The organism is Nonomuraea diastatica, assembly GCF_004349015.1.
Classification (GTDB): Bacteria; Actinomycetota; Actinomycetes; order Streptosporangiales; family Streptosporangiaceae; genus Nonomuraea; species Nonomuraea diastatica.
This window is the reverse complement of the sequence record NZ_SMKP01000169.1, coordinates 1-24,501: the sequence shown is the minus strand read 5'-3', so window position 1 is coordinate 24,501 and position 24,501 is coordinate 1. Positions and strand designations below refer to the sequence as shown.

Below are 24,501 nucleotides of genomic sequence, written 5' to 3'. Positions count from 1 at the left end.
GTCCCGCGCGTCCCACGGCACTACGGGGCCGCCCGGCGACATGTTCGGGACGGCAGGGCTGCCGCCCGCGCTCGCGGGGCACGTCGAAGGCCATCTCGCCGCGGCCCGCCGCATGGCGGAGCTGGTCCCGGCCGTCGAGGCCGTCGCAGACCTGCTCATCGAGACCTTCATCCGCGACGGCACCCTCTACACGATGGGCAACGGCGGCAGCGCGGCCGACGCCCAGCACCTCACGGGCGAGCTGGTCGGCCACTACAAGCGCGACCGCCGCCCGCTGCCCGCGGTGACGCTCACGACCGACGCCACGGTCATGACGTGCATCGCCAACGACTACGCCTACGACGAGGTCTTCGCCCGGCAGGTCCAGGCCCTCGCCCGGCCAGGAGACGTCGTGGCGGCGTTCACCACCAGCGGAAACTCTCCCAACGTGGTCGAGGCGCTGGCGACCGCACAGAGCAGGGGCGCGGTCACGGTACTCTTCGGCGGCGGCGACGGCGGAGCCGCCGCGAAGCACGCCGACCACCTCCTTCTCGCCCCCTCGCCCGAGACCCCGCGCATCCAGGAGATCCACACACTGATGCTGCACATGATCAGCGACAAGGTCGACGCATGGGCCGCCGCATGACCAGACGCCCTGACCCCACGTCCGCCGCCCCCATGGCGAACGCCCCCTCGGGCGCGCAGCCCGACGGCCTGCCCCGAGCGCCGCGACCGGCCGCCACCCCTGACCGCACCCTGCACATGATCGGCAACGCGCACCTCGACCCGGTGTGGTTGTGGCCGTGGCAGGAGGGCTACCAGGAGGCGCGGGCGACGTTCTGGTCGGCGATCCACCGCATGGACGAATATCCCGACTTCGTCTTCACCTGCGACCAGGTCGTCCTGCTGTCGTGGGTGGAGGAGTCCGACCCCGAGCTGTTCGCCAGGATCAAGGAGAAGGTCGACGAGGGCCGCTGGGTGATGACCGGCGGCTGGTGGGTGGAGCCCGACTGCAACATGCCGTCGGGGGAGTCGTTCGTCCGCCAGGGCCTGTACGGCCAGCGCTACCTCAAGGAGAAGTTCGGGGTCACCGCGTCGGTCGGCATGAACGTCGACCCGTTCGGCCACAACGCCATGCTGCCCGCCATCCTGCGCGGGCAGGGCATGGACTCCTACTGCTTCCTGCGCCCCGGGCCGCACGAGAGCGAGCTGCCCAGCACGATGTTCTGGTGGGAGGCGCCCGACGGCAACCGCGTGCTGGCATACCGCATCCCGTTCGAATACTGCAGCCCGCCCGGCGAGGTCGCGGGGCAGACCGAGAAGGCGCTCGGCCAGCTCGACCACTCGCTCGGCGACCTGATGATCTTCTACGGCGTCGGCAACCACGGCGGCGGCCCCACCAAGGCCAACATCGAGTCGATTCACCGCTACGACCGGATGGGCACGTTCGGCGAGCTGACGATGTCGTCGCCGCGCCGCTACTTCGACGAGATGGCCAAGCGCCTCGGCGAGCAGGGCCTGGCCGAGCTGCCGGTGTGGCGCGACGACCTGCAGCACCACGCGGCCGGCTGCTACTCCTCCCACTCCGGCGTCAAGGCGTGGCAGCGCAGGGCGCAGGCGGCCGTGCTGTCGGCCGAGCGGTGGGCCGCGATCGCCGGCCACGACGCCCGCGCCGACCTGGAACGCGCGTGGAAGCAGGTGCTGTTCAACCAGTTCCACGACGTGCTGCCGGGCTCGGCCATCGAACCCGCCTACGACGACGCCCGCGACCAGCTCGGCGAGGCCGTGGCGATCTCCAAACGGATCATCACCAGGGCGCACAACGTGATCGCCCGCGACATCCGCGTGCCGGAGGAGGCCGGCACACAGCCGGTCGTGGTGTTCAACCCGCACCCGTGGCCGGTCACGACCCGGGTCGAGATGCAGTACGGCCTCGCCCCCAGCGGCGTGCACGTCGTGGACGCCGACGGCGCCGACGTGCCGTGCCAGCGCACCCAGTCGGTGGCGACCACCGACGACAAGGGCCGCGGCGCCACCGTGTTCCAGGCGGAGCTGCCGCCGCTGGGCTACCGCCTCTACCGGCTGCGCCAGGGCCCCGGCATGCACGCGGCCGGCACGCTGTCGGCCTCCGAGCTGCACCTCGAGAACGACGTGCTCCGCCTGGAGCTCGACCCCGGCACGGGCTGGCTGACGAGCCTGCTCGACAAGCGCACCGGCGTCGACCTGGTGGCCGGGGCGGCGGGCGAGCACACCCAGATCTGCGAGGACCCGACCGACACCTGGGGACACCGCGTCGTGTCCTACGACTGGCCGGGCGAGGCGATGGCGACCACCGGCATCGTCCTGCGCGAGATCGGCCCGCTGCGCGCCCGCATCCGGGTCGAGCGGGCGTGGGGCCGCTCGACGATGACCGAGGAGTTCATCCTGGGCGCGGGCGACGACGACGCGGTCGAGGTGCGCGTCACGCTCGACTGGCGCGAGCGGGCGCACCTGATGAAGCTGCGCTTCCCTGTCGCGCTGGAGAACCCCGCGGCCACGTACGAGATCCCGTTCGCGCACCTCGGCAGGCCGATCGACGGGGCCGAGGAGCCGGCCCAGTCATGGGTGGACCTGTCGGGCGCCGTCGCCGGCACGCGCGCCGGGCTGGCCGTGGTCAACAACGCCAAGCACGGCTACGACGTCGCCCCGCCGAGCGCCGGCCGAGACCACAGCATCGGCATCACCGCCGTGCGCAGCCCCGTCTACGCCTGGCACGATCCCCGGCTGCTCGACCCCGGCGGCCACTACTCCTACCAGGACCAGGGCACGCAGCGGTTCCACTACCTGCTGGTGCCGCACGCGGGCGACTGGCGCGCCGCCGGGCTGACCCGCCGGGCGGCGGTGCTCGGCTCCCCGGTGCGGGCGATGCTGGAGAGCTTCCACGACGGCCCGCTTCCCCCGGCGCGCGGCTATCTCGACGACGGCGGCGGCCAGGTCGTGGTGACCGCGGTGAAGCTGCACGAGGACGCGCCGCGCGACCTGGTGGTACGCGCCGTGGAGAGCACCGGACGGGCGGCCGTGGCCACACTCGACATCCCCCTGGCCGGCGTCAGGCTCACGGCCGACTTCGGGCCCAGCCAGATCCGTACGTTCCGGATCCCGCTGGACGATCCGCACTCCGCCGTGGAGACCGACCTGATCGAGTTCGGCACCCGCAAGGGCGCGTTCACCGTGGAGTCGTGGTGACCGGTCCGCTGCTGATCGCCGACCCCGCCGGCGGCGAGGTGGCCGTCGAGGTGCTGGGCGCGGGGCCGTACACCATGAGCGGGCGGTGGGGCGAGCGGCGCGCGACGGGCCGCCGCGAGCTGCGCCTGACCATCCGGTACGACGGCGCCGAGCCGTCCGCCGGCACCGTGCGCGTCAGCAGGCGGGTGCCCGCCGCCGGCCCGTGGTGGCTCATTCCCGGCCTGTTCTACGGCGAGAACCGGCCGGCGGCGTGCCGGCGGGTGTACCCCCGCTTCGAGGCCGGGGCCGACCGGCCCGACGAGATGGTCTCGGCCCGGTGGGGGTTCCGCGCGGACCGGGCGGCCACCCCCGCCGTCATGGTGTGGGGCGACGAGGCGGGCGCCTGCCTGATCGCGGACGAGGAGTCGGCGCTCGGCACCACCGGCCTGGCCTTCGAGCACGCGCAGGGGGAGGCGACGATTGGGCTGCTCTTCCCGTACCAGGAGTTCCCGATAACCTACTACGGCTCGGCGCTGGCGCTGCCCGCCGAGGCCGCCACGCACGTCTGGCAGCCCGGCGAGTCGCACGAGCTGACCGTGGCGACGTGCCCGCTGCCGGCCGACCGGCACGCGTACGCGCCGTTTCTGCGCGAGGACCGGGAGCTGCGCCTGCCCGCCGCTCCCGTAGAGCCGTGGCAGGACGTCGAGGAGGCGGCCGGCATCGCCGCCGAGGGCCTCCACCGCTGGCACTACGACCCCGACCCCGGGGTGCTGCTGGAGACGGTCGGATTCGACCGGGAGGTCAGCGGCGCCGACGGCGAGCGGGTCGACCGGCAGGCCATGCACGTCGGCTGGGTCAGCGGAATCCCGTGGGCGTCCGCGCTGCTGGAGCACGGCCTGCGGACCGGCCGGCCCGAGCACGTCGCCGCCGCCTCGCGGGTGATCGACTTCATCTGCGCCAACCTGTCGCCCTCCGGCACGTTCTGGGGCACGTGGTATCGCCGTTCGGGCTGGTCGCAGAGCTGGAGCCACACCAAGGACGCCCTGCACGCCCGCACGCTGGGGGAGGCGACGCTGTTCCTGCTGCGGGCGCTCCGCCACCGGCCCGACCCGGCCTGGCAGGCGGCGGCCCGCTCCAACCTCGACGTGATGGTGGCCCGCCAGCGGCCCGACGGCAACCTCGGCACCCTCCACCACGCGGCCACCGGTGAGGTGTTGTCCTGGTCGGGCGCGTCCGGACTGACCTGGATCGCGGCCCTGTGCGAGGCGGGCGGCGAGACGCACCTGCGCGCCGCGGAACGGGCGGGCGGCTATTACGCGGCCTTCGTCGAGGACGAGTTCGTCTACGGCGCCCCTGAGGACGTCGACCTGGCGCCGACGTCGGAGGACGGCTACGCGGCCGTCATCGCGTACATGGCACTGCACCGCGCGACGGGCGCCGCCCGCTGGCTCGACCTGGCCCGCCGCGCCGCCGACTGGATGCTCACCTTCCGCTACTCCTACAACGTGCGCTTCGGCCCCCGCACCCCCTTGGGCGTGTACGGCTTCGCCACCCGCGGCGCCGACCAGGCGTCACCGTCCAACCAGCACCTGCACGCCTACGGCCTGGTGTGCACCGACGAGCTGATCGCCCTGTCGGAGGCGCTCGGCGACCCCTACTACGCCGAGCGGGCGCACGAGACGCTGGCCTGCTTCCGCCAGCTGCTGCCCGCCGCCGACGGCGACATGAACGCCTACCGCGGCATGATCACCGAGCGCTACTACCAGACGGACTGCTTCCAGCCCAAGGGCATGTACCTGACGTTGTCGCACGCCTGGAGTGCCGGGGTGTTGCTGCTGGCCTGCGAGCAGGTGCTCGCCCGTGACCGGGTCTCCATGACGGCGGGTCACGGCTCCAGGTAGCGCAGGACGGCCAGCACCCGCCGGTGGTCGCCGCGCGACGGGGGCAGGCCGAGCTTGGCGAAGATCTGCGTGACATGCTTCTCCACGGAGCCGTACGACAGGAACAGGGCGGAGGCGATCGCGGCGTTGGAACGGCCCTCGGCCATCAGGGCCAGCACGCCGCGTTCGCGGTCGGTGAGCTCGCGCAGGTCCTCAGCCCGCCTGCTCGCTCCCATGATCTGGGTGACCACCTCCGGGTCGAGCACGGTCTCGCCGGCCGCGATCCTGGCCAGCGCGTCAAGGAACTCGCTCACTTCCGCGACCCGGTCCTTCAGCAGGTAGCCCACGCCGTGCGAGCCGCCCGCCAGCAACTCGGCGGCGTAGCGCGTCTCGATGTGCTGGGAGAACACCAGCACGCCCAGCCCCGGGTGCTCCCCGCGCAGCCGGATGGCGGCGCGCAGGCCCTCGTCGGTGTGGGTGGGCGGCATGCGGATGTCCACCACGGCCACGTCGGGCCGGTGCTCGGCCACGGCCGCGCACAACGCGGCGGCGTCGCCCACGGCGGCGGCGACCTCGTGGCCCTTGCCGGTCAGCAGGAGAGCCAGCCCGTCGCGGATCACCGCGGCGTCTTCCGCGATCACGATGCGCATGCCGCTCTCCTTCACGCTCGCGCGGGCAGATTCACGGTCACCACCGTAGGGCCACCGGGCGGGCTGTCGATCTCCAGTGTCCCGTCCACCACGCGCACCCGGTCGGCCAGCCCGCGCAGCCCGGTGCCGCGGCCCATGGCCGCTCCGCCGGCGCCGTCGTCGCGGACGCGCAGCCGCAGCCGGTCGCCGTGCGCCGCCAGCTCGATCGCGGCCCGCCGGGCGCCGCTGTGGCGGGCCGCGTTGGCCAGCAGCTCCGCGGTGCAGAAGTAGGCGATGGTCTCGACCGCCGCGGGCGGCCGGTCCGCCAGATCGACGCGGAGGGCGACGGGCAGGGCACTGCCCGCGGCGAGCGTGCCCAGCGCCGTCTCCAGCCCCTGGTCGAGGGCGGCCGGGTGGATGCCGGTCAGCAGGTCGCGCAGCTCGGCGAGGGCCTGCTTGGCGTTGCGGTGCGCGACGCCGACCAGGTGGCGCGTCCGGTCGAGCCGTTCGTCCCCGCCGGCCTCCGCCAGCTCCTCCTTCGCCATGCTGAGGCCCATGGCCAGGGCCACCAGGTGGGCCTGCGTCCCGTCGTGCAGGTCGCGTTCGATCCCGCGCAGGATGGCGGCCGACTCGGCCACGGCCTGCGCCCGGGTCGTCTCCAGCTCGCTGATCCGCGCCGCCGCCCCGCTCTGCCCGAGCAGGGTCCGTACGAGCAGGCGTTCGGGCGCCAGCGCGAGGTGTACCGCCCAGGGGGCGAGCAGCAGGAGAGCCGCGCCCGCCGCGCTCATGGCCAGGCCCTGAGCCCAGGAGCCCGCCCACCAGGCAGGGCAGGCGAGCAGGATCGGCCCGCCACCCCACAGGCCGACGGCCGTCGCGCAGGCGAGGATCGCGGCGGGCACCTTGGCCAGCCGGTAGGCGACCGCCCGCCACGCGACGGCGTCGCCGAGCGCCGACCCGAGCCACCCGGCCAGGCCGGGACGGGGCCGGAACGGCGGCGGCTCCGCCACGCGCATCCGCAGCAGCGCGCGGGCCAGCCGCCGGTCGGCGGCGCCCAGGCGCCGTGCGCCGAGCACGCCCACGGCCAGCATCGGCACCCCGGCCACGGTCGCCGCCGACAGGCCCGTCGCCACCAGGAGGAGCAGGTAGGCCAGCCCGGCGGCGGCCATCGGCAGCGACACCAGCGCGTAGCCGAGCTCGCGCCCCACCCTCCGCGGGTCCCACGCGGCCGGCAGCGCACGGAAAGAGACGTTCACCCTCTCCAGCCTGGCGGATATCCCGCCCAGGCGTTCGGGATCTCCCGAACCAGGCCGGAGGGCTTTTCCCGTGGTGTCCGGATCCGCGTCCCGCGAGCGTGGAGGGCGACGACGACATGGAGGTACGGATATGCGCGGCAGGACGAGCGCGGCGGCGATCGTGCTGGTGACGGCGCTGGCCGGGCTCCTCGCCCCGGCGGCTCCCGCGATCTCGGCGGCGGAGGGCGGCCCGGCGGCGGGAAGTGACCCGGCGGCGGAGCGCCCCGCAACGATCGGCTGGCGAGCGTGCCCGGGGAAGGACGTCCCCCAGGGGATGCGGTGCGCCTCACTCGAGGTCCCGCTGGACTGGTCGGACACGGACGGCAAGAAGATCACGCTGGACCTGGCCCGACTCCCGGCGACCGGCCAGGGCAGCCGCATCGGCAGCGTGCTGCACGTGCCCGGCGGCCCCGGCAGCAAGGGGATCGAGGACCTGAAGAGGTTCGCGCCCGACCTGGCCGAACTCCGGCGACGATTCGACCTGGTCGCCTACAACCCCAGGAACACCGACCTGGCCGCCAAGCTGCCCGAGGTCTGCGCGCGGCCCGCCGTCCCGCACCTGGCCGAGCCGCGGACCCGCGCCGAGTACGACGCCCAGGCCGCCGCGTTCGCCCGCGCGATGCGCTCCTGCGCCGAGCATGACCGCAGCGGGTTGTTCACCCGGCTCGATTCGATCGCGGTGGCCCGGGACATGGAGGCGATCAGGGCCGTGCTGGGCGAGCGGAAGCTGAGCTTCATGGCCGCCTCCTACGGGGGAGTGCCCGCGGCGGCGTACATGCGGCTGTTCCCACAGCGCATCCGCGCCATGTACCTCGACGGAGTGATCAACCAGCCCGACGGGTGGCACGACCAGATGCTGGTGGGCTACCCCGCGTTGGAGCGCATGTTCACCCGCTTCACCACCTGGTGCGCGGCCACCGCCGCCTGCGCGTTGCACGGCGAGGACGCGGGAAGGGCCTGGCGCGCGCTCACCAGGCGGGCGGATCGTACGCCCATCCCGGTCACCTCGGAGGAGTTCGGCAGGGGGAGGTTGACCGGCTCCTCCCTGAGGTGGTTCGGCTTCCCCTTCCACCCCGGGCCGGAGCACGAGCGGTGGCTGAGCTTCGCCGACGCGGTGGACAAGGCCCGGCGCGGCGACGGCTCCGGGTTCGCCCACGTCCTCCTGGGCAACGCCCGCGTCTGGTCGATGCCGCTGGCCGTGGGCATGACCTGCGGAGACGACCGGCGCTACCACGGCTACGCCGAGTTCAAGAGGATGCGCGCCCAGGGGCGCGAGGCCTCGCCGAACTTCGGCGGCTCCTCGTTCGACCTGCTGGGCTGCACCGGCTGGCCGTACCGGGTCGCCAACCCGGCGCGCCCCCTGCCCACGGCGGGCCTGCCGCCGCTGCTGGGTGCGGGCACCTGGACGGATCACCCGTTGACCGACAGCCTGGTGCGCCGCGTCCCCGGCTCGACCACGATCCGCTACGAGGGGCCCGGGCACGTGCTCTACATGAGCGGGGACCGCTGCACGATCGGGCACGCCACGCGCTACCTCGTCGATCTGACCCTGCCGCCGCCCGGCACCGTCTGCCGGCCCGGCCAGAAGGAGAACCGCCGCTCCCGCTCCGCGGGCGGGTGATGACCTGAAGGAAGGGATTCCCGATCAGGGGGCCGGTCCCGGCCCGGCCAGGGCTCGGGGGCGCGGAGCAGGTTGAGGTCCAAGGTCCGGCCGGTGCCCGGCGGCCGGGCCACTCAGCCGGACCGAGCCGACTTGACGCAAAAATCGCCCTTTATAGCCTCATGCCAGACGGGTCCTTAACACGACCGACACGATCCCTTCATAACGTCACTGAGATGTCAAAACTGACAGGGGCTGCAGGGCCCGCGCTCCTCTCCGCCCTCGCCCTGGGCGCCTGCGCCGCCGGGCTCAGCGGGGCCGCGATCCTGATCCCGGACGACCCGCTCGAAAGCCCTCCGGCCACCGTGTCGATCTCCGGCTCCGGCTCGACCGCGCAGAAGGGCGCGATGGACGCCTGGCGTGCCGAGTTCCGCCGGATGCATCCGGATCTGCGGGTGGACTACCGGGCCAACGGATCGGGAGCCGGCATCCGCGACTTCATCGCCGGCACCACCGCGTTCGCCGGCTCCGACGTCGCGATGCGGCCCTGCGAGCAGGCGCGGGCCGACAGACGTTGCGGCAGCCGGGCGCTGCACGTGCCCATGGTCGTGGGCCCCATCGCCCTGGCCTACAACCTGCCGTCCATGCCGGATCTGAAGCTGTCGCCCACCACCCTGAGCGGCATCTTCAGCGGGCGGATCACCAGGTGGAACGCACCGGAGATCGCCGCCGACAACCGCGGTATACGCCTGCCGAGCACGACGATCCGCCCTTTCCACCGGTCCGACGACTCGGGCACGACCCACAACTTCACCGCCTATCTCAAGGCGGCGGGCCGCTGGCCGCACCAGCCGTCCAGGAAGTGGCCCGGCTCCGGGCAGGGCGTCGCGGGGTCCGAGGGTGTTGCCGACGCCGTCCAGCACACCACGGGCTCCATCGGGTACGTGGAGCACGGGTTCACCGGCGACGCCGGGTTGCGCACCGCCAAGGTGCGCAACGCCTCCGGCCGGTTCGTCGCGCTCTCGCCCGAGAGCGCGACCGAGGCCCTCCGGGGCGCCCGGATCGCCGACGGCAGGAACGGTCTCGTGGTGGAGTTCGACTACCGCGCCAAAGGTAAAGGCGCCTACCCCATCGTCCTGGTCACCTACGAGATCACCTGCTCGGAGAACACCGGCCCGGCGGTGCGGGCCTTCCTGCGTTACACCGCGGGCGACGCCGGCCAGTCGTCCCTCTCCTTGTACGGCTACGCCCCGCTCCCGCATGACCTGCTCGCCAGGGTGCGGGCCCGGCTCGACGTCACACGCTGATCGGAAGACCGGTGGCGACTCGTCGTCGGGTGCCATAGCGGCGCGCGCGGATGGACGCCGCCCGGCGAAGGCCCTAGGGTGCCCGTCGTGTCTGAATCGCCTACCTTCACGAATCTCCTCGACGACGCCGCGCTGCTCTCGCTCGAACACCAGCTCCACCTCGAGGAAGTCCTCGGAGATCACGCCTGGAACGTCGACCTGGAGCGGCCGCGCTTCGAGTTCACCGGTGGCCGCACCATCACCTGCACCCGCTTCCACCTGCTCGGCAGCGCCGCCCCCGGCCCGCGCTCGTGGTTGTGGGCCTGGGCGAACCCCTCCGGTTTCCCGCCCGAGGTGGCGGCGGCCTCCGCGACGCTGCGCGACTTCGGTCGGCGGCACGGCATACCGGAACTCGCCTCCGCGGAGGTGCAGTTCGACGCCCTGCCCCGCACGCCGGGCGAGCCGGCCTTCGCCGCCGCGCTCCTCACGGAGGCCGCCAAGGCCGTGACCGGCCACTGGACCTCCTACAACGGCGACGCCGGCGGCGGCACCCGGGCCGCGTTCCTCGTGGAGCACCCGGAGTTCGACCTGCCGCGGCCCGAGCCGGCCCGCGTCATGCGGGTCATCCAGGAAGGGCTCATCGGCAGCCTGCCCCTGACCGACCGCCGGCGCGCCCTGCACGGCTACGCGGTGCGGCGCGGGCTGGGCGTCGACTGGGCCGGCGGCCAGGCGAAGCTGACGGCGCCAGGGTTGGAGGCGACCGTCAGCTTCGACGAGTATGGTCGCGTGGCCGACCTCAGGGCATCGGTGTCCCCGAGCGGCTGAGCGCCGCCCGGGCATGGCTGGGCGGCGGCTGATCTCCGCCCCCCAGGCTAGCTGCCGACCGGTTCCGCGCGAAGCCGGGCCGAGTGTTTGACCAGGGTGATGAGCACTTCCCGGCTCGACTCGCGCTTCCTCGCGTCGCACATGATGATGGGGACCGACGGGTTGAGCTGGAGGGCCAGCCGCACTTCGTCCAGGTCGAACGTCTGCGCCCCCTCGAAGCAGTTGACCGCCACCACGAACGGCGTGCCCCGCCGCTCGAAATAGTCGATCGAGGGGAAACAGTCGGCCAGGCGCCGGGTGTCCGCCAGGATGACGGCGCCCAGGGAGCCCTCCGCCAGTTCGTCCCACACGAACCAGAAGCGTTCCTGCCCGGGCGTCCCGAACAGGTAGAGGACGTAGTCGTTGCCGAGGGTGATCCGGCCGAAGTCCATCGCCACGGTGGTGGTGCGCTTGGCCTCGACGGAGGTGAGGTCGTCGACGCCGATCCCGCGGTCCGTCAGCACCTCCTCGGTGCGCAGCGGCCGGGTCTCGGAGACCGCACCGACCATCGTCGTCTTGCCCGCGCCGAAGCCGCCGGCGATCAAGATCTTGATCGCCGTAGGCAGGCGCGGACGCTCAGAGCGAGCGAAGGCCATCGAGCACCGCCCTATACATCTTCATGTCGTGCATGTCCACCTCGGATTGTGGTTCCTGGGCAGAGACAAGTTCGCGGTCGAACAGGTCACCGAGCAGCACCCGGATCGTGCCGGCCGGCAGATCGAGGTAAGCGGCGATCTCGGCGACGGACTTGGGCTCGCGGCAGAGCTGCAGGATGCGCAGGTGCTCGGGGTCGAGCCCGGCATCGGGGCCAGGCGCCGGCCCCACGGCCAGCGCCATGGAGATCAGGTCGAACCTCCCGTGCGCGGGCTGCGTGCGGCCGCGGGTCACGACGTAGGGGCGGATGATCTCAGGATCCACCCAGTGCTCGTCGGTGGGCCCGTCAGCGCCACTTACCGGGCCACCCACCGGCCCACTCACCGGGCCACTCACCGGTCACTCCTGGCGATGGCCTCGGCGTTGCGGGCGCCGGAAGTGAGATATTGGCCCACCCGTGCCACCAGCATCGCCATCTCGTACGCGACGAGCCCGATGTCGGCGTTCTGCGCGCACAGCACGGCCAGGCAGGCGCGCTCCCCAGCTGTGGTCACGATGAGGAACTGGGACTTCCACTCCACGACCGTCTGCCGGACCGCGCCACCGGAAATGTGGTCGGAGACGCCCTTGGCCAGGCTCTGCAACCCGGAGGCGACGGCGGACAGGTGCTCTCCGTCGGTCCGCTGCAACTCGGCAGAAGACGCCATCAGCAGGCCGTCGGAGGACAGGACGATCGCGTGGTCGGCCTCAGGGATGCGGCCGATGAGGTCGTCGAGCAACCAGTTGAGGTCGGTGCCCGAAGTGGGGGTCATGACTCACCTCCCGACTGTTCGTCCATCATCTTGGCCGCTTCGGTGCGGCCGAGACGGGTGCCGGACTGGAAGGATCCCATCATCGCGCGGATCTCCTCCGGAGAGCGCTCGTCATCGTCCTCCTCGAGGTCGGGCTGCGTGGGCGTGTCGTCACGCAGCGCTGGCGCCAGGTTGGCCTGTGGTACGCGCAACGGCAGCCCTGACGGCGTGAACTCGGCCACAGATTGCTGCTCCGGTTCGGCTGGCGTTTCTTCGGATCGTGGCTCCGGGTCCTTCGCCGGTTCGGGGACCGGTGTCGGGACGGGCGTGGGGGCCGGAGCCGGGGCCGGGGTCTGAGCAGGGGTCCGCGCCGGGGCGGAGACGGGGGGAGGCGCCGGATCGGCGGCGCGCCGCGCCGACTTGAGCGTGCGCACGTTCTCGCCGACGGCGGGCCTGGTCGCGGTGGCCACGGCGCTCGCCCTGCGCGGCAGCCGCTCGCGGCCGCCGTTCTGCTGGGGCTCGGGCGTGGGGTCGAGCTGGACGAGCTCCTGCGGCAGCAGCACCACGACCGTCGTCCCGCCGTACGGTGACGCCTTGAGCACCACCTGGATGTCGTGCCGCTTGGCGAGCTGGCTGACCACGTAGAGGCCAAGCCGGGCGGTGCCGGTGATGCGGAACTCGGGCGGGTCGGCGATGCGCTCGTTGGCGGACTCCAGGTCCTCCGTCTTCATGCCGAGCCCGCGGTCCTCGATCTCGATCACGTAGCCGTTGGCCACGAGCTGGCCGCTGACCTGCACGCTGGTGTAGGGGGGCGAGAACGACACGGCGTTCTCGATCAGCTCGGCCAGCAGGTGGATGACGTCACCGACGGCGCGGCCGATGAGCACGACGTCGCCCATCGGCATGAGCGTGACGCGGGTGTAGTCCTCGACCTCCGCCAGCGCGCCTCGGACCACGTCGACCATCGGGACGGAGCGCCGCCACGTACGGGCGGGGGACGAGCCGGAGAGCACGATGAGGTTCTCCGCGTTGCGCCGCATGCGGATGGCGAGGTGGTCGAGCCGGAAGAGCTCCTTCAGCTCCTCGGGGTCGGTCTCGCGCCGCTCCATCACGTCGAGCACGGTGAGCTGCCGGTGCACCAGGCCCTGTGTCCTGCGGGCCAGGCTGAGCAGGATGTCACGGATGCTGCGGCGCAGCTCCGCCTGCTCGGCGGCGACGCTGACGGCGGTGCGCTGGACGGTGTTGAACGCCTGGCCCACCTGGCCGATCTCGTCGTCACCGAAGTCGAGCGCCGGGACCTCCTTGGCGAGGTCGACCTCCTCACCGCGGCCGATGCGCTCGACGACGCCCGGCAGCCGCTCGTCGGACAGCTCATGAGCGGCGTCGCGGAGTTTCTGCAGTTGTGCGAGCAGGTCACGTGCCGTGGTGATGGACAGGACGACCGAGGCGATGACGGCGATGAGCCCGAGACCGCCGGCGAGGACCAGGCGCACGATCACGTTGACGGCGACGGGCACGGTCCTGTCCACCACGCGGTCGCCCGCGCCGAGCACCATGGTGTTGAAGTCGGCCAGGTGGCGTTCGGTTGCCGACTTCCACTCTTCATCGGTGAACGGTACGTTCAGGGCCGTCGAGTCATGCTTCATGACCTGCGCTTCCATGTTCTGGAGCTGGACGAACGACCGGCCCTGGGTCAGCTTGTCGTAGGCGGCCCTTTCGGAATCGGGGAGATCGGTTGCGGCCTGTTCGGCGACGATCCGCCAGGCGCCCACGGCTTGGCTGAACTGCGCCTGGTCGGCGGGAGTCAGCCGCCTCTCGGCGAGTGCGCCGGCAAGGAGCGCGTCCTCCCGGGTGAGGAGCTCTCCGGCGCGGCTCAGAGCGACGAGGGTGCGGACGTCTTTGGCGATCTCCTTGTCGTCGAGCGTTGCCATCGAGCCGTAGAGGGCGTAGACGGGGTCAATGACGTCGTTGTACGCGGTCGTCGCCTGTACGCGGCTAAGCCTGCCCGTGTCGATGGCCTCGCGTATCTCCTTGACCGATTCGAGCTGCTTGAGCAGGTCGGCGAGCCGCTTCTCGCCTTGATCGTCCAACGCCCAGCTGACCAGCCCGGCGCTGGCCGACTCCTGGAAAGCGGCGATGACGCGGTCGTTCTGCTCACGCTGAGTTTCAAGCTCATTGCGGGATTTGGTGGTCTTCTCGCCCAGCCTCACGGCCGAAAGCCGACGCTCTTTTTGCAGGCCGAAGAGCACTGGATCGCTGGGGGCTGCTATAGCGGAATCGAGTTGGGAGGTCCACAGGAGGTTCACTCCCTCACGGAGGGTGACCCACGCAGCGAAGACCCACAAGGCCGCCAGGGAGAGCAGCAGAGCCGTGATCTTGGTCCGCAGCCCCGTCTTGCGGAAACGCATTATCGTAACCACCCTGTGAAAGTTATATCTCTGTGCCGGTCACCTTGCGTGCGGCAGGTTGCATGCTGTGTCGATCACGTGACTCTAGCGCACTGGCAAAGCACCTCTCAAGCAACATGAATCACATATGTCCAAACTTCTCCGCATATAGTCAAGGTTGCAACAAAACTGGTCAGAGATCGGAATCCTTCACAAGTGACCGACCCTGTCTCCAGGTATTTCGCGGCGACCTCGTAGAGTGTTTCCTTGAGCAGTCACACCAACTGGCCGGTATGCCACAGCGGGACCGCGGCGACGTCCTGGAGGCCGCACTCGACTCCGTCCCCGTGCTCTGGCTGGTGGTGGGTGCCCATCCTGGGTGCCCGCCTGCCCGCCCGTACGGTCCGCACCCCCGGTGACGCCCCACCGGGCGGTGGGTGCCCCGGATCGCGGGGCGCGGGGCGGCGGAGCCCTCCTTCCCCGCCATGGACGCTCGCCACTGTCGTGGACGGCAGGGACACGCGATAACACCAAGGCTTGCCAGTACTCCTGTCGCTTCATCAACACCCCAGACGATGGCTAAGGCCCGCCCCGCTGCTCGCCTGGCCGGCGTGTACCGTGGGCGCCGCCCACGTTGTGTCATCTCAGTCGCGGTGTGATCATAAACCGATTCCGAACAACGCGCAGTTTCCAACCCCGGTATCCCTTTTAGGCTGGGAGTACCTGACAGGAGCCGTCATGAGCCCCTCGCCGTCCCTCCCTGACGAGCTTTCGTCCGGTGGGCTGTCCGCCCGCGCAGCGGAATGCGCCCGTGACCTCCGCCGCACTGCCGCGTGCCACCCCGAACTCTTCGACACTGGTGACTTCGCCGACACCCCTGGTCAGGTCGCGAACATGATGGTCTACGGCACCCCGCGCCATGGCCCGAACGTGTTGCGGAGTCCATCCCAGCTGGCGTTGTGGATCTTCCCGCTCGACGCGGCCATCGACCGTGATGCGACACAGCGATCCCAGGTACGGGCCATCGTCGAGGCTTGCAAGGATGTCATCGCCGGCGACGACCCGCATACGCCCCTGGCCCGGCTACTCGCTGACATCCGCGATGACCTGGCTCACGCGCCCGCGTTCGGTCATCTGGGACCGGTGTGGCGTACCGAGTCGGCCGCGATGCTCGATGCGATGGCGCGGGAATGGGAGTGGAAGACCGCGGCCCGGCAGGCCGCCGCCGCACCCACCCTGGAGGAGTATCTGGGTAATGCGGCGAACTTTGGCTCCACCTGTGTCGGGGTGTGCCGTTTGATCAGCACCGATGAGCCGGAAGCCACTCGCGAGCACCTGCCGGCGATCATCGACGCCGCCAATGCAACTCAACGGGTCATGCGCCTGGTCAACGACCTGCGCACCTTCGAACGCGACTGCCAATGGACGGACCTGAACGCACGAATGCTGGGGCTCGACGAGCACGCTCTGCTGGAACTGATCACCGAAGAGCGCCAGGCATGTGACCTGGTGCTGGATCGGCTCGCACAGTCCTGTCCGGGCGTGGCCGGAGATCTTCGCCACCAAATGATGACCACCTGGGGCTTCTACTTGAACGGCAGTGATTTCTGGACCGTCTGAGCCGGAGTGGTCGCGGGGACCGGATGGGGCCGTACGAGGCCCATCAGCGCGCGCAGCAGCAGTGTGACGTGGATGGCGAGCAGGCGGACCTTGGTGTGGATGCGCCGGTCCTATGACGCTGGTCGTGCCTCAGGACGGCGAGCACGATGGTGGCATCTTCCCGGCGGGCAGGTTCCGCCAGCGTGAGCCGGTCGCCGCCAGGTGGCCGCGCATCCGGTCCAGCTCGTCTTCGCCCTCGGGCAGTCGAACGAGTGCCGGCGCACATCGCCCGACACGCAACGCCGACTTCGCGGATCTGCCCGCCGACCGCGTGCAGCGGCGGACGGGCAGCGCAGGTGCGTGTCCTTCAGCGGCGGCTGGTACGTGGCCAGGGACACGCACGCGTACACCACTCCGGGATCTCGCCGCGGATGTCGACACTCGTTGGAGCTAGACCGCCTGAGCCCGGGCCTGCCGGATGAGGTACGACGAGGCGATCACCGCAGCGTGGGTCACGGCGAGCGGAACGTACAAGTCCTTATCGTGCCAGAGCGGAGGGTGGTCGTCGCCGGTCGTGCGTTCCAGGTATTCATGACCCCGATCCGCGGCACGCAGGCGCCCCGGATCCGTACGGTCCCGGGGCAGCAGCAGAATCTGCATAGCGTACGCGGTCTCCTCGGCTGTGCCCTCCCAGCGGCCCCAGGAGCCGTCCGGCCGCTGAGTCCCCAGCGTCCACTCGGCCGCCGCACGCACCGCCTCCTGGGAGACGTCTCCGCCGAAATCATCGAGCGCCAGCGCGCAGCTGACGGTGGCGTAGTACGGTGACGCGTGCCACCGGTCCGTCCAACTCCCGTCTGGCCGCTGACGATCGCGGATCCAGGCGGCGAGTTCGGCGATGGTCTCGTCGTAGTGTGGTGCGGCGGCCGGCCTGCGGCGGACATACTCACCGAAGGCGTCCAGCACGTGCGCATTGACGCTGACCGACTCGCCCTGCTCACCGGGCCAGGTGGAGAAGTGGGTGCTGGAGCGGAACCCCCACAGGCTGCCCGGTTCGTGCGGCGCGCCGAGCAGTCCCAGAGCGTACAGCGCCACGGATGTCGTGTCGGCGTCGGCGGGCAGCCCGGCTCCCGCTGGCGTGCCGGCCGGACCTATGGCCGCCCTGATGTCGGTCACCATCTCCGGAGGCACGTCGACGGGCACGCCCGCCCGGAGCAGCCAGCTCAGCACCCAGCCTCGTTCGAACACGGTGATGGGGAGACCGACGGGTACGGGCCCGTTGTGTAAGCGGACCACCGCCTCCAGATGTCTGTGGGCCCACTCGTGCGCGTCGTGTCCCCCGCGCCCTCCGAGCCAGGCGGCGGTCGCCGCGGGCGAGGCGCCGACGCTGCCGATGGGTGTCGGTTGGATGCCGGGCGCGTCGACAGCCTCTTCGGCCGCGATCTCCAGGGCGTGGAGCAGCTTCTCCGGCACCTCCACACCGGACTTGACCCACGACCGGACAGCGTGGAGGGTGTCGTAGCTCATGGCCTCGGGCAACGGCATCGGCGCCCGGCCCGGTAAGCCCTCGACGTGCTGGTTGATGCGGGCGACGAGAGAGGGGACGATGTGCTCGATCGCCGGCATGTCGGGGAGCTCGAGCGGGCTGCTCAGCCAGGTGGCGAGCACCCGCAGGCCGCGGTCCGCCGCGTCGGCGAGGCGTTCGCGGTTCGTGCCCCGGTCCCCGCGCGTCAGCGCGGAAAGGATCCCCTCTGTGGCGCTCAGGGTCGGCACCACGCCGTACCCGTCGGGGGCGCCCCAGGCGCCGTCCTGCCGCTGCGTGCGGATCAGGTAGTCGATGCGTTCCAGGTGGCCGGTCAGCCACGGGGCGAGGGAGACCAGCCGGCCGGTTTCGTAGACCGAGGGGGAAACCTGCCCCCACGGCCTGAGCATGAGGCTCGCGACGAGGTCGCCCGCTTCCGTGGCGATGTCCGCTGCTTCGCCGATGCTCACGCCGCGAGATTCCGTTCGATCGGGTGCAACTGGAGGAAGAGCTTCTCCTTGGGTCGCAAGGTGGCTCCCCCCAGTACGGGCGTCAGCTTCTGCGGGTAGGGCAGCGCCGGCCGGTACCTGGTGAACAGGTTGGCGATCAACAGAGATGCCTCGATGTAGAACAGGTGCTGGCCGAGGCAGACGTGTGGGCCCGCGCCGAAGGGGATGAACGAGTAGCGGTGCCTGCGTCCGGTCTTCTCGTTGGCCCAGCGCTCGGGATCGAACTCCGTCGGCCGGGGCCAGAACTCCTCCAGCCGGTGGGTGGCGTATGGGCTGATCAGCACTTGCGAGCCGGCCTTGATCCGGACGCCGCCGATCTCCGTTTCCGTCACGGTCTGGCGCGGGACGACCCAGGCGCTCGGGTAGATCCGCACGACCTCCTGCAGGACCATACGGATATACGGCATATCGGCGACGTGCGACGGCCGCACGGGGCCACCGCCTACCACACGATCGATCTCCTCCTGCAGCCGGGCGTTCACCTCCGGGTGGTCGTGCAGCACGGTCCACAGCCACATCAGCGACATCGCCGTGTTCTCCGAAGCGGCGCCGTAAACGTTCACCAGGTCGTCGCGGATCTGCCGCAGGTCGGCCCCGCCCCCCTGTTCGAGCCTGGCCGTGAGCAGCGCCGAGACGACCTCCTTGCTCTCGGTGTTCTCGCGCTGCGCCCGCTCGATGAGGGGGTCGATAATCTCGTGGATCTTTCTCGTGGATCGCAGGAAGGCGCGGTCGCCCGGGACCCTGATCGAGTACGGCGCGGAGGGGAAGAGCATGCGGAAGCCGATCGAGCTGGCGCACGTGGCGAACTCGGGCGCCAGCCGTTCAGCGGTGTCACGGGTGATCCGGCCGCCGAACAGGAGCTGGATGACGGCCTGGTTGACGATCGAGGTCATCTGGTGCTCAACGTCGATCGGGCGGCCCGTCCGCGCAAAGTCGTCGAGCTCGACAATGCGCTCGGCGATGATGTCGGCCATGTCCTCGGCCAGTGAGGCCGTGTAGCGAGCGGTGAAGAGCGGCTGGAGGATCTTCCGGGCGGACGCCCATGCCTCACCCTCGCCCATGATGCTCTGACCGATCAGACGCTGCAGCGGCTGCCAGAACATGCCCGCGCGCACGAAGTTGGTCCAGTCTGTCTTGAGCACTTGCTGGACGTGGTCCGGATGCGAAATCAGGTAAGGGCGGAAGGGGCCGAGGTCGAGCCGGACGACCCGCCCGGCGGCGTCGGTGGCCATTCGGGCCAGTTCGGTGACCGGATCTTTCACTAGCCGGGGGATGGCCCGGTAGAAGGGAACGACTTGGGGTCTGATCACGGATGTCCCCCTGGCATGTGGCATGGCGGCGGTCCCGATCGGGATGGCGATGAACGTAGAGTCAGGTGAAGATATCTAGCGACTTATGTTGTTCTCGGACGAAAGTCCGTTTACGACGGCTATCGCTCATGGGCTTGAGCGCTCTTCGGCAGGAGGACGGCTCGCCCGCTCTCTGTCCTGATCGCCCGCTGTGTCGAGATCTGTGGGCTGAGGTCTTGGGCCGAAGGGCGCCCGCGGTGGCGGCACGCGGTCCGTCCGGCGCCGCGTGGTGCGGTCCGGTGGTCTGCCTGGCCCGTGCGGACGAGGACAGGCGAGCCAAGAGCTTGGAGGGAACGGACGCGTTCTGGTGGGGCGGCGTCGATCGCCACAGGTTGTTCCTCCATCGCCTACGGTGTCCATCTCACGGCATGGACATTTCCTGACAAGAGTCAACCGATGAGTGGAGTATCACATGCTTATGCATGTAGGTTCAAGATCGTACCGGGGTAGGAGTACCTGTTGAATCTCAGCCATCCGTCGGGCGGCGGCGCCATGGACCGCTGCCGGGACTTACTCGAGCCGGCCCTCAGGGAGGCCGTTTCGGTGCTGCATCCGTGGGGCGCCGGTATGGCCGGATTCGCCCTGGGCTGGTCGGACGCGGACGGCAGGCCCGGCAACGGTGACCGAGGCAAGGCCGTGCGGCCGGCCGTCGCCCTGCTCAGTGCGGAGGCCGTCGGAGGAACGGCGGAGTCGGCGCTGCCGGGTGCCGTGGCGGTGGAGCTCGTGCACGCGTTCTCGCTGGTGCACGACGACATCATCGACCACGACGAGTGGCGCAGGCACCGCGAGGCGCTCTGGAAGGCGTACGGCGTGGGGCCCGCCCTGCTCGCCGGCGACGCGCTCCTGGCGCTGGCCGTCGGCCAGCTCGCCGGGTGGCCCGAGGCGATCCCCTACCTGTCGGCGGCGCTGGTCGAGCTCGTCCAGGGGCAGACGGCCGACATGGCCTTCGAGAACCGCCCGTGGCGCGGGCCGAACGAGGTCACAGTCGCGGAATACACCGACATGGCCGCGGGCAAGACCGGCGGCCTGCTGGGCGCCGCCGCGGCCACGGGCGTGGCCCTGGGCGGCGCGCCCGAGCTCGCGGACCCCCTCAGGGACATGGGACGCGACCTCGGGGTGGCCTTCCAGATCGTGGACGACATGCTCGGCATCTGGGGCGACCCGGGCGTGACGGGCAAACCCGTGTACGGCGACCTGCGGCGCGCGAAGAAAACGTTCCCGGTGCTGGCCGCCCTGGCCGCCGACGTCCCGGCCGCGCGCGAGCTGTCCGCGCTGCTGTCGGCGGGGAGCATGGACGAAGGCTCCCTGCGGCACGCCGCCGACCTCGTGGAGGAGGCGGGCGGCCGCGACGCCGCCCGGTCCCTGGCGGACCGCTACATGTCGTCGGCGCTGGAGATGGTCGACCGGCACCTGCCGGACGCCGGGGACCTGCGCGCGGTGTGCGACTCCCTGGTGAACCGTGTCCACTGACCGGCCGGACCAGGGGGCGCGGCGAGTTGTCTCTGGCGGGTGCGGATAATGACGGGATGAGATCGCTCGGCACCACCGAATTGTCCGTTTTTCCCCTGTCGCTCGGCGCCAACGTGTTCGGCTGGACGGCCGACAAGGAGACCTCGTTCGCGATCCTGGACGCCTACGTCGCGGGCGGCGGCAACTTCATCGACACCGCCGACGTCTATCCGGCATGGGAGACCGGCGAGTCCACCTCTGAGACGATCATCGGTGAGTGGCTGGCCGCCCGCGGCAACCGCGAGTCCATCGTGCTCGCCACCAAGGTCGGCATGCTGGAAGGCCTGCGCGGGCTCGCCCCCGCCACCATCCGCACGGCGGTCGAGGGCTCGCTGCGGCGGCTGCGTACCGACTACATCGACCTCTACTGGGCCCACGTGGACGACCAGGACACGCCGCTGGCGGAGTCGCTGGCGGCGTTCGACGCCTTGGTCCGCGAGGGCAAGGTGCGCCATGTCGGGGCGTCCAACTACGGGGCGGCGCGGCTCGCCGAGGCACTCGCGATCTCCGACGCCGAGGGCCTGGCCAGGTATGTGGCCCTGCAGCAGCCGTACAACCTGGTCGAGCGCGCCTACGAGGGCGAGCTGCGGGACGTGGTGGCCGGGGAAGGGCTGGCCGGCACACCGTACTTCGGGCTGGCGCGCGGCTTCCTGACCGGCAAGTACGCGCCCGGGGTCCAGGTCGACAGCCCCCGGGCGGGGAAGGCCTCCGCGTACCTGGCGACGGCACACGGGCCGAGGACGCTGGAGGCGCTGGGCAAGGTGGCGGCCGGCCGGGACGTCGCGCCGGCCACGGTGGCCCTGGCCTGGGTCGCCGCCCAGCCGACGATCACGGCGACGATCGCGAGCGCGCGCAACGTCGAGCAGCTGGAGACGCTGATGCAGGCAGCGTCGCTCAGGCTCGGCGCCGGCGAACTGGCCCTCCTCGACCAGGCCTCCCGCCCCTGACCCCGCCGGCCGATCCGCTCCGGACGGTCCGCGTCTCACGCATCCCCTGCCCCTTGCCCGCCCGCCGTCCTCGACGCGCCTGCCCTACGGGCGGCGCCCGCGTCAGGCCAGGCCGTGCCGGCGGCACCACTCCTCGACGCTCTCGCCCCCGCGCTCTACCGCGCGCACCCAGTGGGCGTTGGCCGCGATCGCGTCGGGAACGGCGTCGTGGATCGGGAACACGGCAGTGAGGCCGGTGATCGTGAAGATGCGGACGATGCGGTCCGTGCTCATCACGAGGGCGAGTGACCCCTCATGGGTACGCAGCCGCTTGAGCGCGCCCACGAGCACCCCCAGACCGGTCGAGTCGAGGAACTCCACGCCGCTCAGATCGACCACGACGTGGACGACCCCCTTGGCCACGAGGTCGAGCACCTGCTCGCGCATCCGTGGCGCGGTGAACACGTCGATCTCTCCGACGACCCTGACGGCGGCGCAGTCGCCGGTCGGCCCGAAGACCTCTAAGTCGATGTCTCGCATCTGGAACCCCTCAGCTCACTCAGTCGCGTCATTCGTGGTGATGACGGGGGAATCTGTGCGTTTACACTATGCGGGAGCGGCATCCGCGTCAATAGAGGGCTTTCGGCGTCATCGTGCACGATGACAGGAGTGGGGGATGGGATGCGCGTCGAGGAGGCCATCGGGTTGCAGATCGCACGCCTGCGGGCGGAGCGGCGGATGTCGCTGACCGAGCTGGGTGAGGCGCTGGGCCGCTACCTGGACCGGCCGTGGAGCCGGCAGGCCGTCCACCAGGCCGAGCGCGGGCAGCGGGCGTTCACGGCCGCCGAGCTGACCGCCCTCGCGCTGGCTCTCGACACCTCCGTCCCGGCGCTGTTCCGCGCCGAAGGCGACCGGATCGAGCTGCCGGGCGGGGCGGTCTCTCCCGAGGAATACCGCGGCATCCTGCTGAACAGGGAGCGGAACACGCCCCTCGACGGGGTCGAGGAGCTGATCATCGCGCTGCACGACATCGGGGAGGTGCTCTCCCGTCCCGCCCTCGTCCGCCTGGCGCGCATCGGCGAGGTGGCCGACCAGGTCGCCAGCCCGGAACCGCACCGGACCTGACGCTCGCCCAGCCGGTGCCGGCAGTCCACCGGGGGCGGGCCTCCCTGTTGCTCGCCCGGGCGGTCCCGGCAGGCCATCCGGGGCGGGCCTCCCCGCGCAGGCGGGCTGCTCCCCGGCGTCTCAGCCGATCAGGCGGGCCGGCTTGCCGGGGTTGAGGAGCGACACACCCCGGGAGCCTGCTCACCCGATCGCCGCCGGTGACCGGTCGGAGAGCCGCCGTGACGCGCCCGCCGCCGTCGGTGCGGAGCGTCACGTCGGGGCCGGCACCTCCATCAGGCCGCGACGCACCCGCGACGCGGACCACACCGTGCCGGCGCAGCCACGTCTCCTGTACGGCGTCCTCGGCGTCGCCGGCGCTGCCCAGATGTCGTAGGCGAGGCTGAACAGCAAGTTGCGGTGGGTGGGAAAGGGAATCGTGGGTCATCGGGCGGCGTGGTCGGTGACGTGCAGCGCACGCAGAGCGCCCTCGGCGGCCATGATCGCGCTGTTGATGGAGATCTCGCCGCGCATGCCGGGCGCGGCCACCATGTCGCCCGCCAGGAACACGCCGTGGCCCCGGTCGACCGCCGGACGGTCGCGCCAGGTCTGACCGGGCAGGTCGAGCGCGCCCGTGCGGTGCTTGGCCGCGCCGGAGCGCTGCCAGGTGACGCGCTCGCGCCAGCCGGGCACCGCCAGGTCGGCCAGCGCCTGCACCCGCCGGGTCGCCTCGGCCTTGGACTCGTCGTGCCGGATCGGCATGTCGATCTGGAACAGGGACTCCCCTCGGGGAGCGGCCGTGGGATCCTGCATGGAATAGGTCTCGTGGAAGCCGCCGCCGTCGAGGTCCCAGCAGATGAAGCGGTCGCCGCGGGCCGAGCGTACGGCCAGGTCGAGCAGCACGCCGTTACCGCTCTGCCAGCGCAGGGTGTCGTCGCCGAGCAGGATCCGGGCGGAGGACAGTTCGGTGGCCACGATGGTGGGCTCGCCCGGCAGGTGGTGCATGCGGGAACCGAGCTCAACGCGGACGCCGAGGTCGCGGGCGCGGGCGGCGAGCCGGTCGATCACCGCCTGCCAGCCGCCGATCACCCAGCGGACCGCTGGTACGCGCAGGGCGAACACGCGGCGCAGCAGGGTCCACACGAACGCGGCCGACAAGCGTCCCGTGTCGGCGTCGAACGTCACCACGCCGATCGCGTTGGCGGCCGTCCGGGCCGTGCTCTCGCCGTACAGGGCGGATGCCCAGGTGTGGAAGTCCACGTCCACCGGCGCCGTGCGGGGGCCCGTCGCCATCATCCGCGCGAAACCGGCCGGCGGCAGCCGCCGCAGCCGGCCATCCCGTACGAACCCTGCCCGGGCATCACGCACCGCCGGCCGGCCCAGCGCCCCGACCAGGCACCGCTCCCGCAACCACGTCCAGTGCGGGCCGTCGGCGTAGAAGACATGAGCACCGTCATGAGCCAGATAGGGCCCGCCGGTCGCC

At 71.3% G+C, this 24,501-nt stretch carries 19 protein-coding genes and 1 pseudogene; 10 read left to right on the top strand and 10 right to left on the bottom strand.

Going from position 1 to position 24,501, the window contains the following annotated elements; genetic code table 11:
- The 3 genes from E1294_RS40355 to E1294_RS40345 all read left to right on the top strand — a co-directional run.
- A partial coding sequence (locus E1294_RS40355) for a D-sedoheptulose-7-phosphate isomerase (protein WP_220448204.1) occupies positions 1-625 on the top strand: 625 nt, incomplete at its 5' end.
- Positions 622-3,204 carry an alpha-mannosidase gene (locus E1294_RS40350; protein WP_220448203.1) on the top strand — a complete coding sequence of 861 codons (2,583 nt, stop codon included), beginning with the start codon at positions 622-624 and terminating at the stop codon, positions 3,202-3,204. The genes E1294_RS40355 and E1294_RS40350, both read left to right, overlap by 4 nt.
- On the top strand, positions 3,201-5,084 hold the full coding sequence (locus tag E1294_RS40345; RefSeq protein ID WP_132516236.1) for a YyaL domain-containing protein: 1,884 nt from the start codon (positions 3,201-3,203) through the stop codon (positions 5,082-5,084). Before E1294_RS40350 ends, E1294_RS40345 begins: the two co-directional genes overlap by 4 nt.
- On the opposite strand, the gene E1294_RS40340 is transcribed toward E1294_RS40345, so the two are convergent.
- Positions 5,069-5,713, bottom strand: a complete 645-nt coding sequence (locus E1294_RS40340; protein WP_132340901.1) for a response regulator transcription factor — start codon at positions 5,711-5,713, stop codon at positions 5,069-5,071. The genes E1294_RS40345 and E1294_RS40340 overlap by 16 nt on opposite strands.
- An 11-nt stretch (positions 5,714-5,724) precedes the next feature.
- On the bottom strand, positions 5,725-6,945 hold the full coding sequence (locus tag E1294_RS40335) for a sensor histidine kinase (protein WP_165977742.1): 1,221 nt from the start codon (positions 6,943-6,945) through the stop codon (positions 5,725-5,727).
- A gap of 130 nt (positions 6,946-7,075) precedes the next feature.
- On the opposite strand from E1294_RS40335, the gene E1294_RS40330 reads away from it, so the two are divergent.
- The 3 genes from E1294_RS40330 (at position 7,076) to E1294_RS40320 (ending at position 10,695) form a co-directional block, all read left to right on the top strand.
- Complete coding sequence (locus tag E1294_RS40330) at positions 7,076-8,605, top strand: alpha/beta fold hydrolase (protein ID WP_132516235.1); 1,530 nt, start codon at positions 7,076-7,078, stop codon at positions 8,603-8,605.
- Positions 8,606-8,820: 215 nt separating this feature from the next.
- Positions 8,821-9,891, top strand: a complete 1,071-nt coding sequence (pstS, locus tag E1294_RS40325; RefSeq protein WP_165977741.1) for a phosphate ABC transporter substrate-binding protein PstS — start codon at positions 8,821-8,823, stop codon at positions 9,889-9,891.
- Positions 9,892-9,978: 87 nt separating this feature from the next.
- Positions 9,979-10,695, top strand: a complete 717-nt coding sequence (locus E1294_RS40320; protein ID WP_132516233.1) for a DUF6882 domain-containing protein — start codon at positions 9,979-9,981, stop codon at positions 10,693-10,695.
- 47 nt (positions 10,696-10,742) lie between these two features.
- Here E1294_RS40320 and E1294_RS40315 read toward each other — a convergent pair whose 3' ends face one another.
- The 4 genes from E1294_RS40315 to E1294_RS40300 form a co-directional block, all read right to left on the bottom strand.
- Positions 10,743-11,330 carry a GTP-binding protein gene (locus E1294_RS40315; RefSeq protein WP_132516232.1) on the bottom strand — a complete coding sequence of 196 codons (588 nt, stop codon included), beginning with the start codon at positions 11,328-11,330 and terminating at the stop codon, positions 10,743-10,745.
- Complete coding sequence (locus E1294_RS40310) at positions 11,311-11,652, bottom strand: DUF742 domain-containing protein (protein WP_132516231.1); 342 nt, start codon at positions 11,650-11,652, stop codon at positions 11,311-11,313. The genes E1294_RS40315 and E1294_RS40310 overlap by 20 nt, the downstream gene beginning before the upstream one ends.
- A 68-nt stretch (positions 11,653-11,720) precedes the next feature.
- The gene (locus E1294_RS40305) at positions 11,721-12,140 is read right to left on the bottom strand and encodes a roadblock/LC7 domain-containing protein (protein WP_132516230.1); all 420 of its coding nucleotides are present in this window, start codon (positions 12,138-12,140) and stop codon (positions 11,721-11,723) included.
- Positions 12,137-14,527, bottom strand: a complete 2,391-nt coding sequence (locus E1294_RS40300) for a sensor histidine kinase (protein ID WP_132516229.1) — start codon at positions 14,525-14,527, stop codon at positions 12,137-12,139. Before E1294_RS40300 ends, E1294_RS40305 begins: the two co-directional genes overlap by 4 nt.
- Positions 14,528-15,244: 717 nt before the next feature.
- On the opposite strand from E1294_RS40300, the gene E1294_RS40295 reads away from it, so the two are divergent.
- Entirely contained in the window at positions 15,245-16,126 is an 882-nt protein-coding gene (locus E1294_RS40295; protein ID WP_132516228.1) for a terpene synthase family protein, read from the top strand.
- 429 nt (positions 16,127-16,555) lie between these two features.
- On the opposite strand, the gene E1294_RS40290 is transcribed toward E1294_RS40295, so the two are convergent.
- The gene (locus E1294_RS40290) at positions 16,556-18,094 is read right to left on the bottom strand and encodes a prenyltransferase/squalene oxidase repeat-containing protein (RefSeq protein WP_246083644.1); all 1,539 of its coding nucleotides are present in this window, start codon (positions 18,092-18,094) and stop codon (positions 16,556-16,558) included.
- Positions 18,091-19,443, bottom strand: coding sequence for a cytochrome P450 (locus E1294_RS40285; RefSeq protein ID WP_165977740.1), 1,353 nt, complete (start codon positions 19,441-19,443; stop codon positions 18,091-18,093). Before E1294_RS40285 ends, E1294_RS40290 begins: the two co-directional genes overlap by 4 nt.
- Positions 19,444-19,941: 498 nt before the next feature.
- Here E1294_RS40285 and E1294_RS40280 point away from each other — a divergent pair, with 498 nt between their 5' ends.
- Both E1294_RS40280 and E1294_RS40275 read left to right on the top strand, forming a co-directional pair.
- A complete protein-coding gene (locus E1294_RS40280; RefSeq protein WP_246083643.1) occupies positions 19,942-20,952 on the top strand; it encodes a polyprenyl synthetase family protein in 1,011 nt (336 codons plus the stop codon).
- A 56-nt stretch (positions 20,953-21,008) separates the two neighbouring features.
- On the top strand, positions 21,009-21,938 hold the full coding sequence (locus E1294_RS40275; protein ID WP_132516226.1) for an aldo/keto reductase: 930 nt from the start codon (positions 21,009-21,011) through the stop codon (positions 21,936-21,938).
- 186 nt (positions 21,939-22,124) lie between these two features.
- Here E1294_RS40275 and E1294_RS40270 read toward each other — a convergent pair.
- Positions 22,125-22,448: pseudogene (locus E1294_RS40270) on the bottom strand (STAS domain-containing protein); the annotation flags it as partial.
- Positions 22,449-22,598: 150 nt separating this feature from the next.
- Here E1294_RS40270 and E1294_RS40265 point away from each other — a divergent pair.
- Positions 22,599-23,042, top strand: a complete 444-nt coding sequence (locus E1294_RS40265) for a helix-turn-helix domain-containing protein (protein ID WP_165977739.1) — start codon at positions 22,599-22,601, stop codon at positions 23,040-23,042.
- Between the two features lie 420 nt (positions 23,043-23,462).
- Here E1294_RS40265 and E1294_RS40260 read toward each other — a convergent pair.
- A partial coding sequence (locus tag E1294_RS40260; protein ID WP_165977738.1) for an FAD-dependent oxidoreductase occupies positions 23,463-24,501 on the bottom strand: 1,039 nt, incomplete at its 5' end.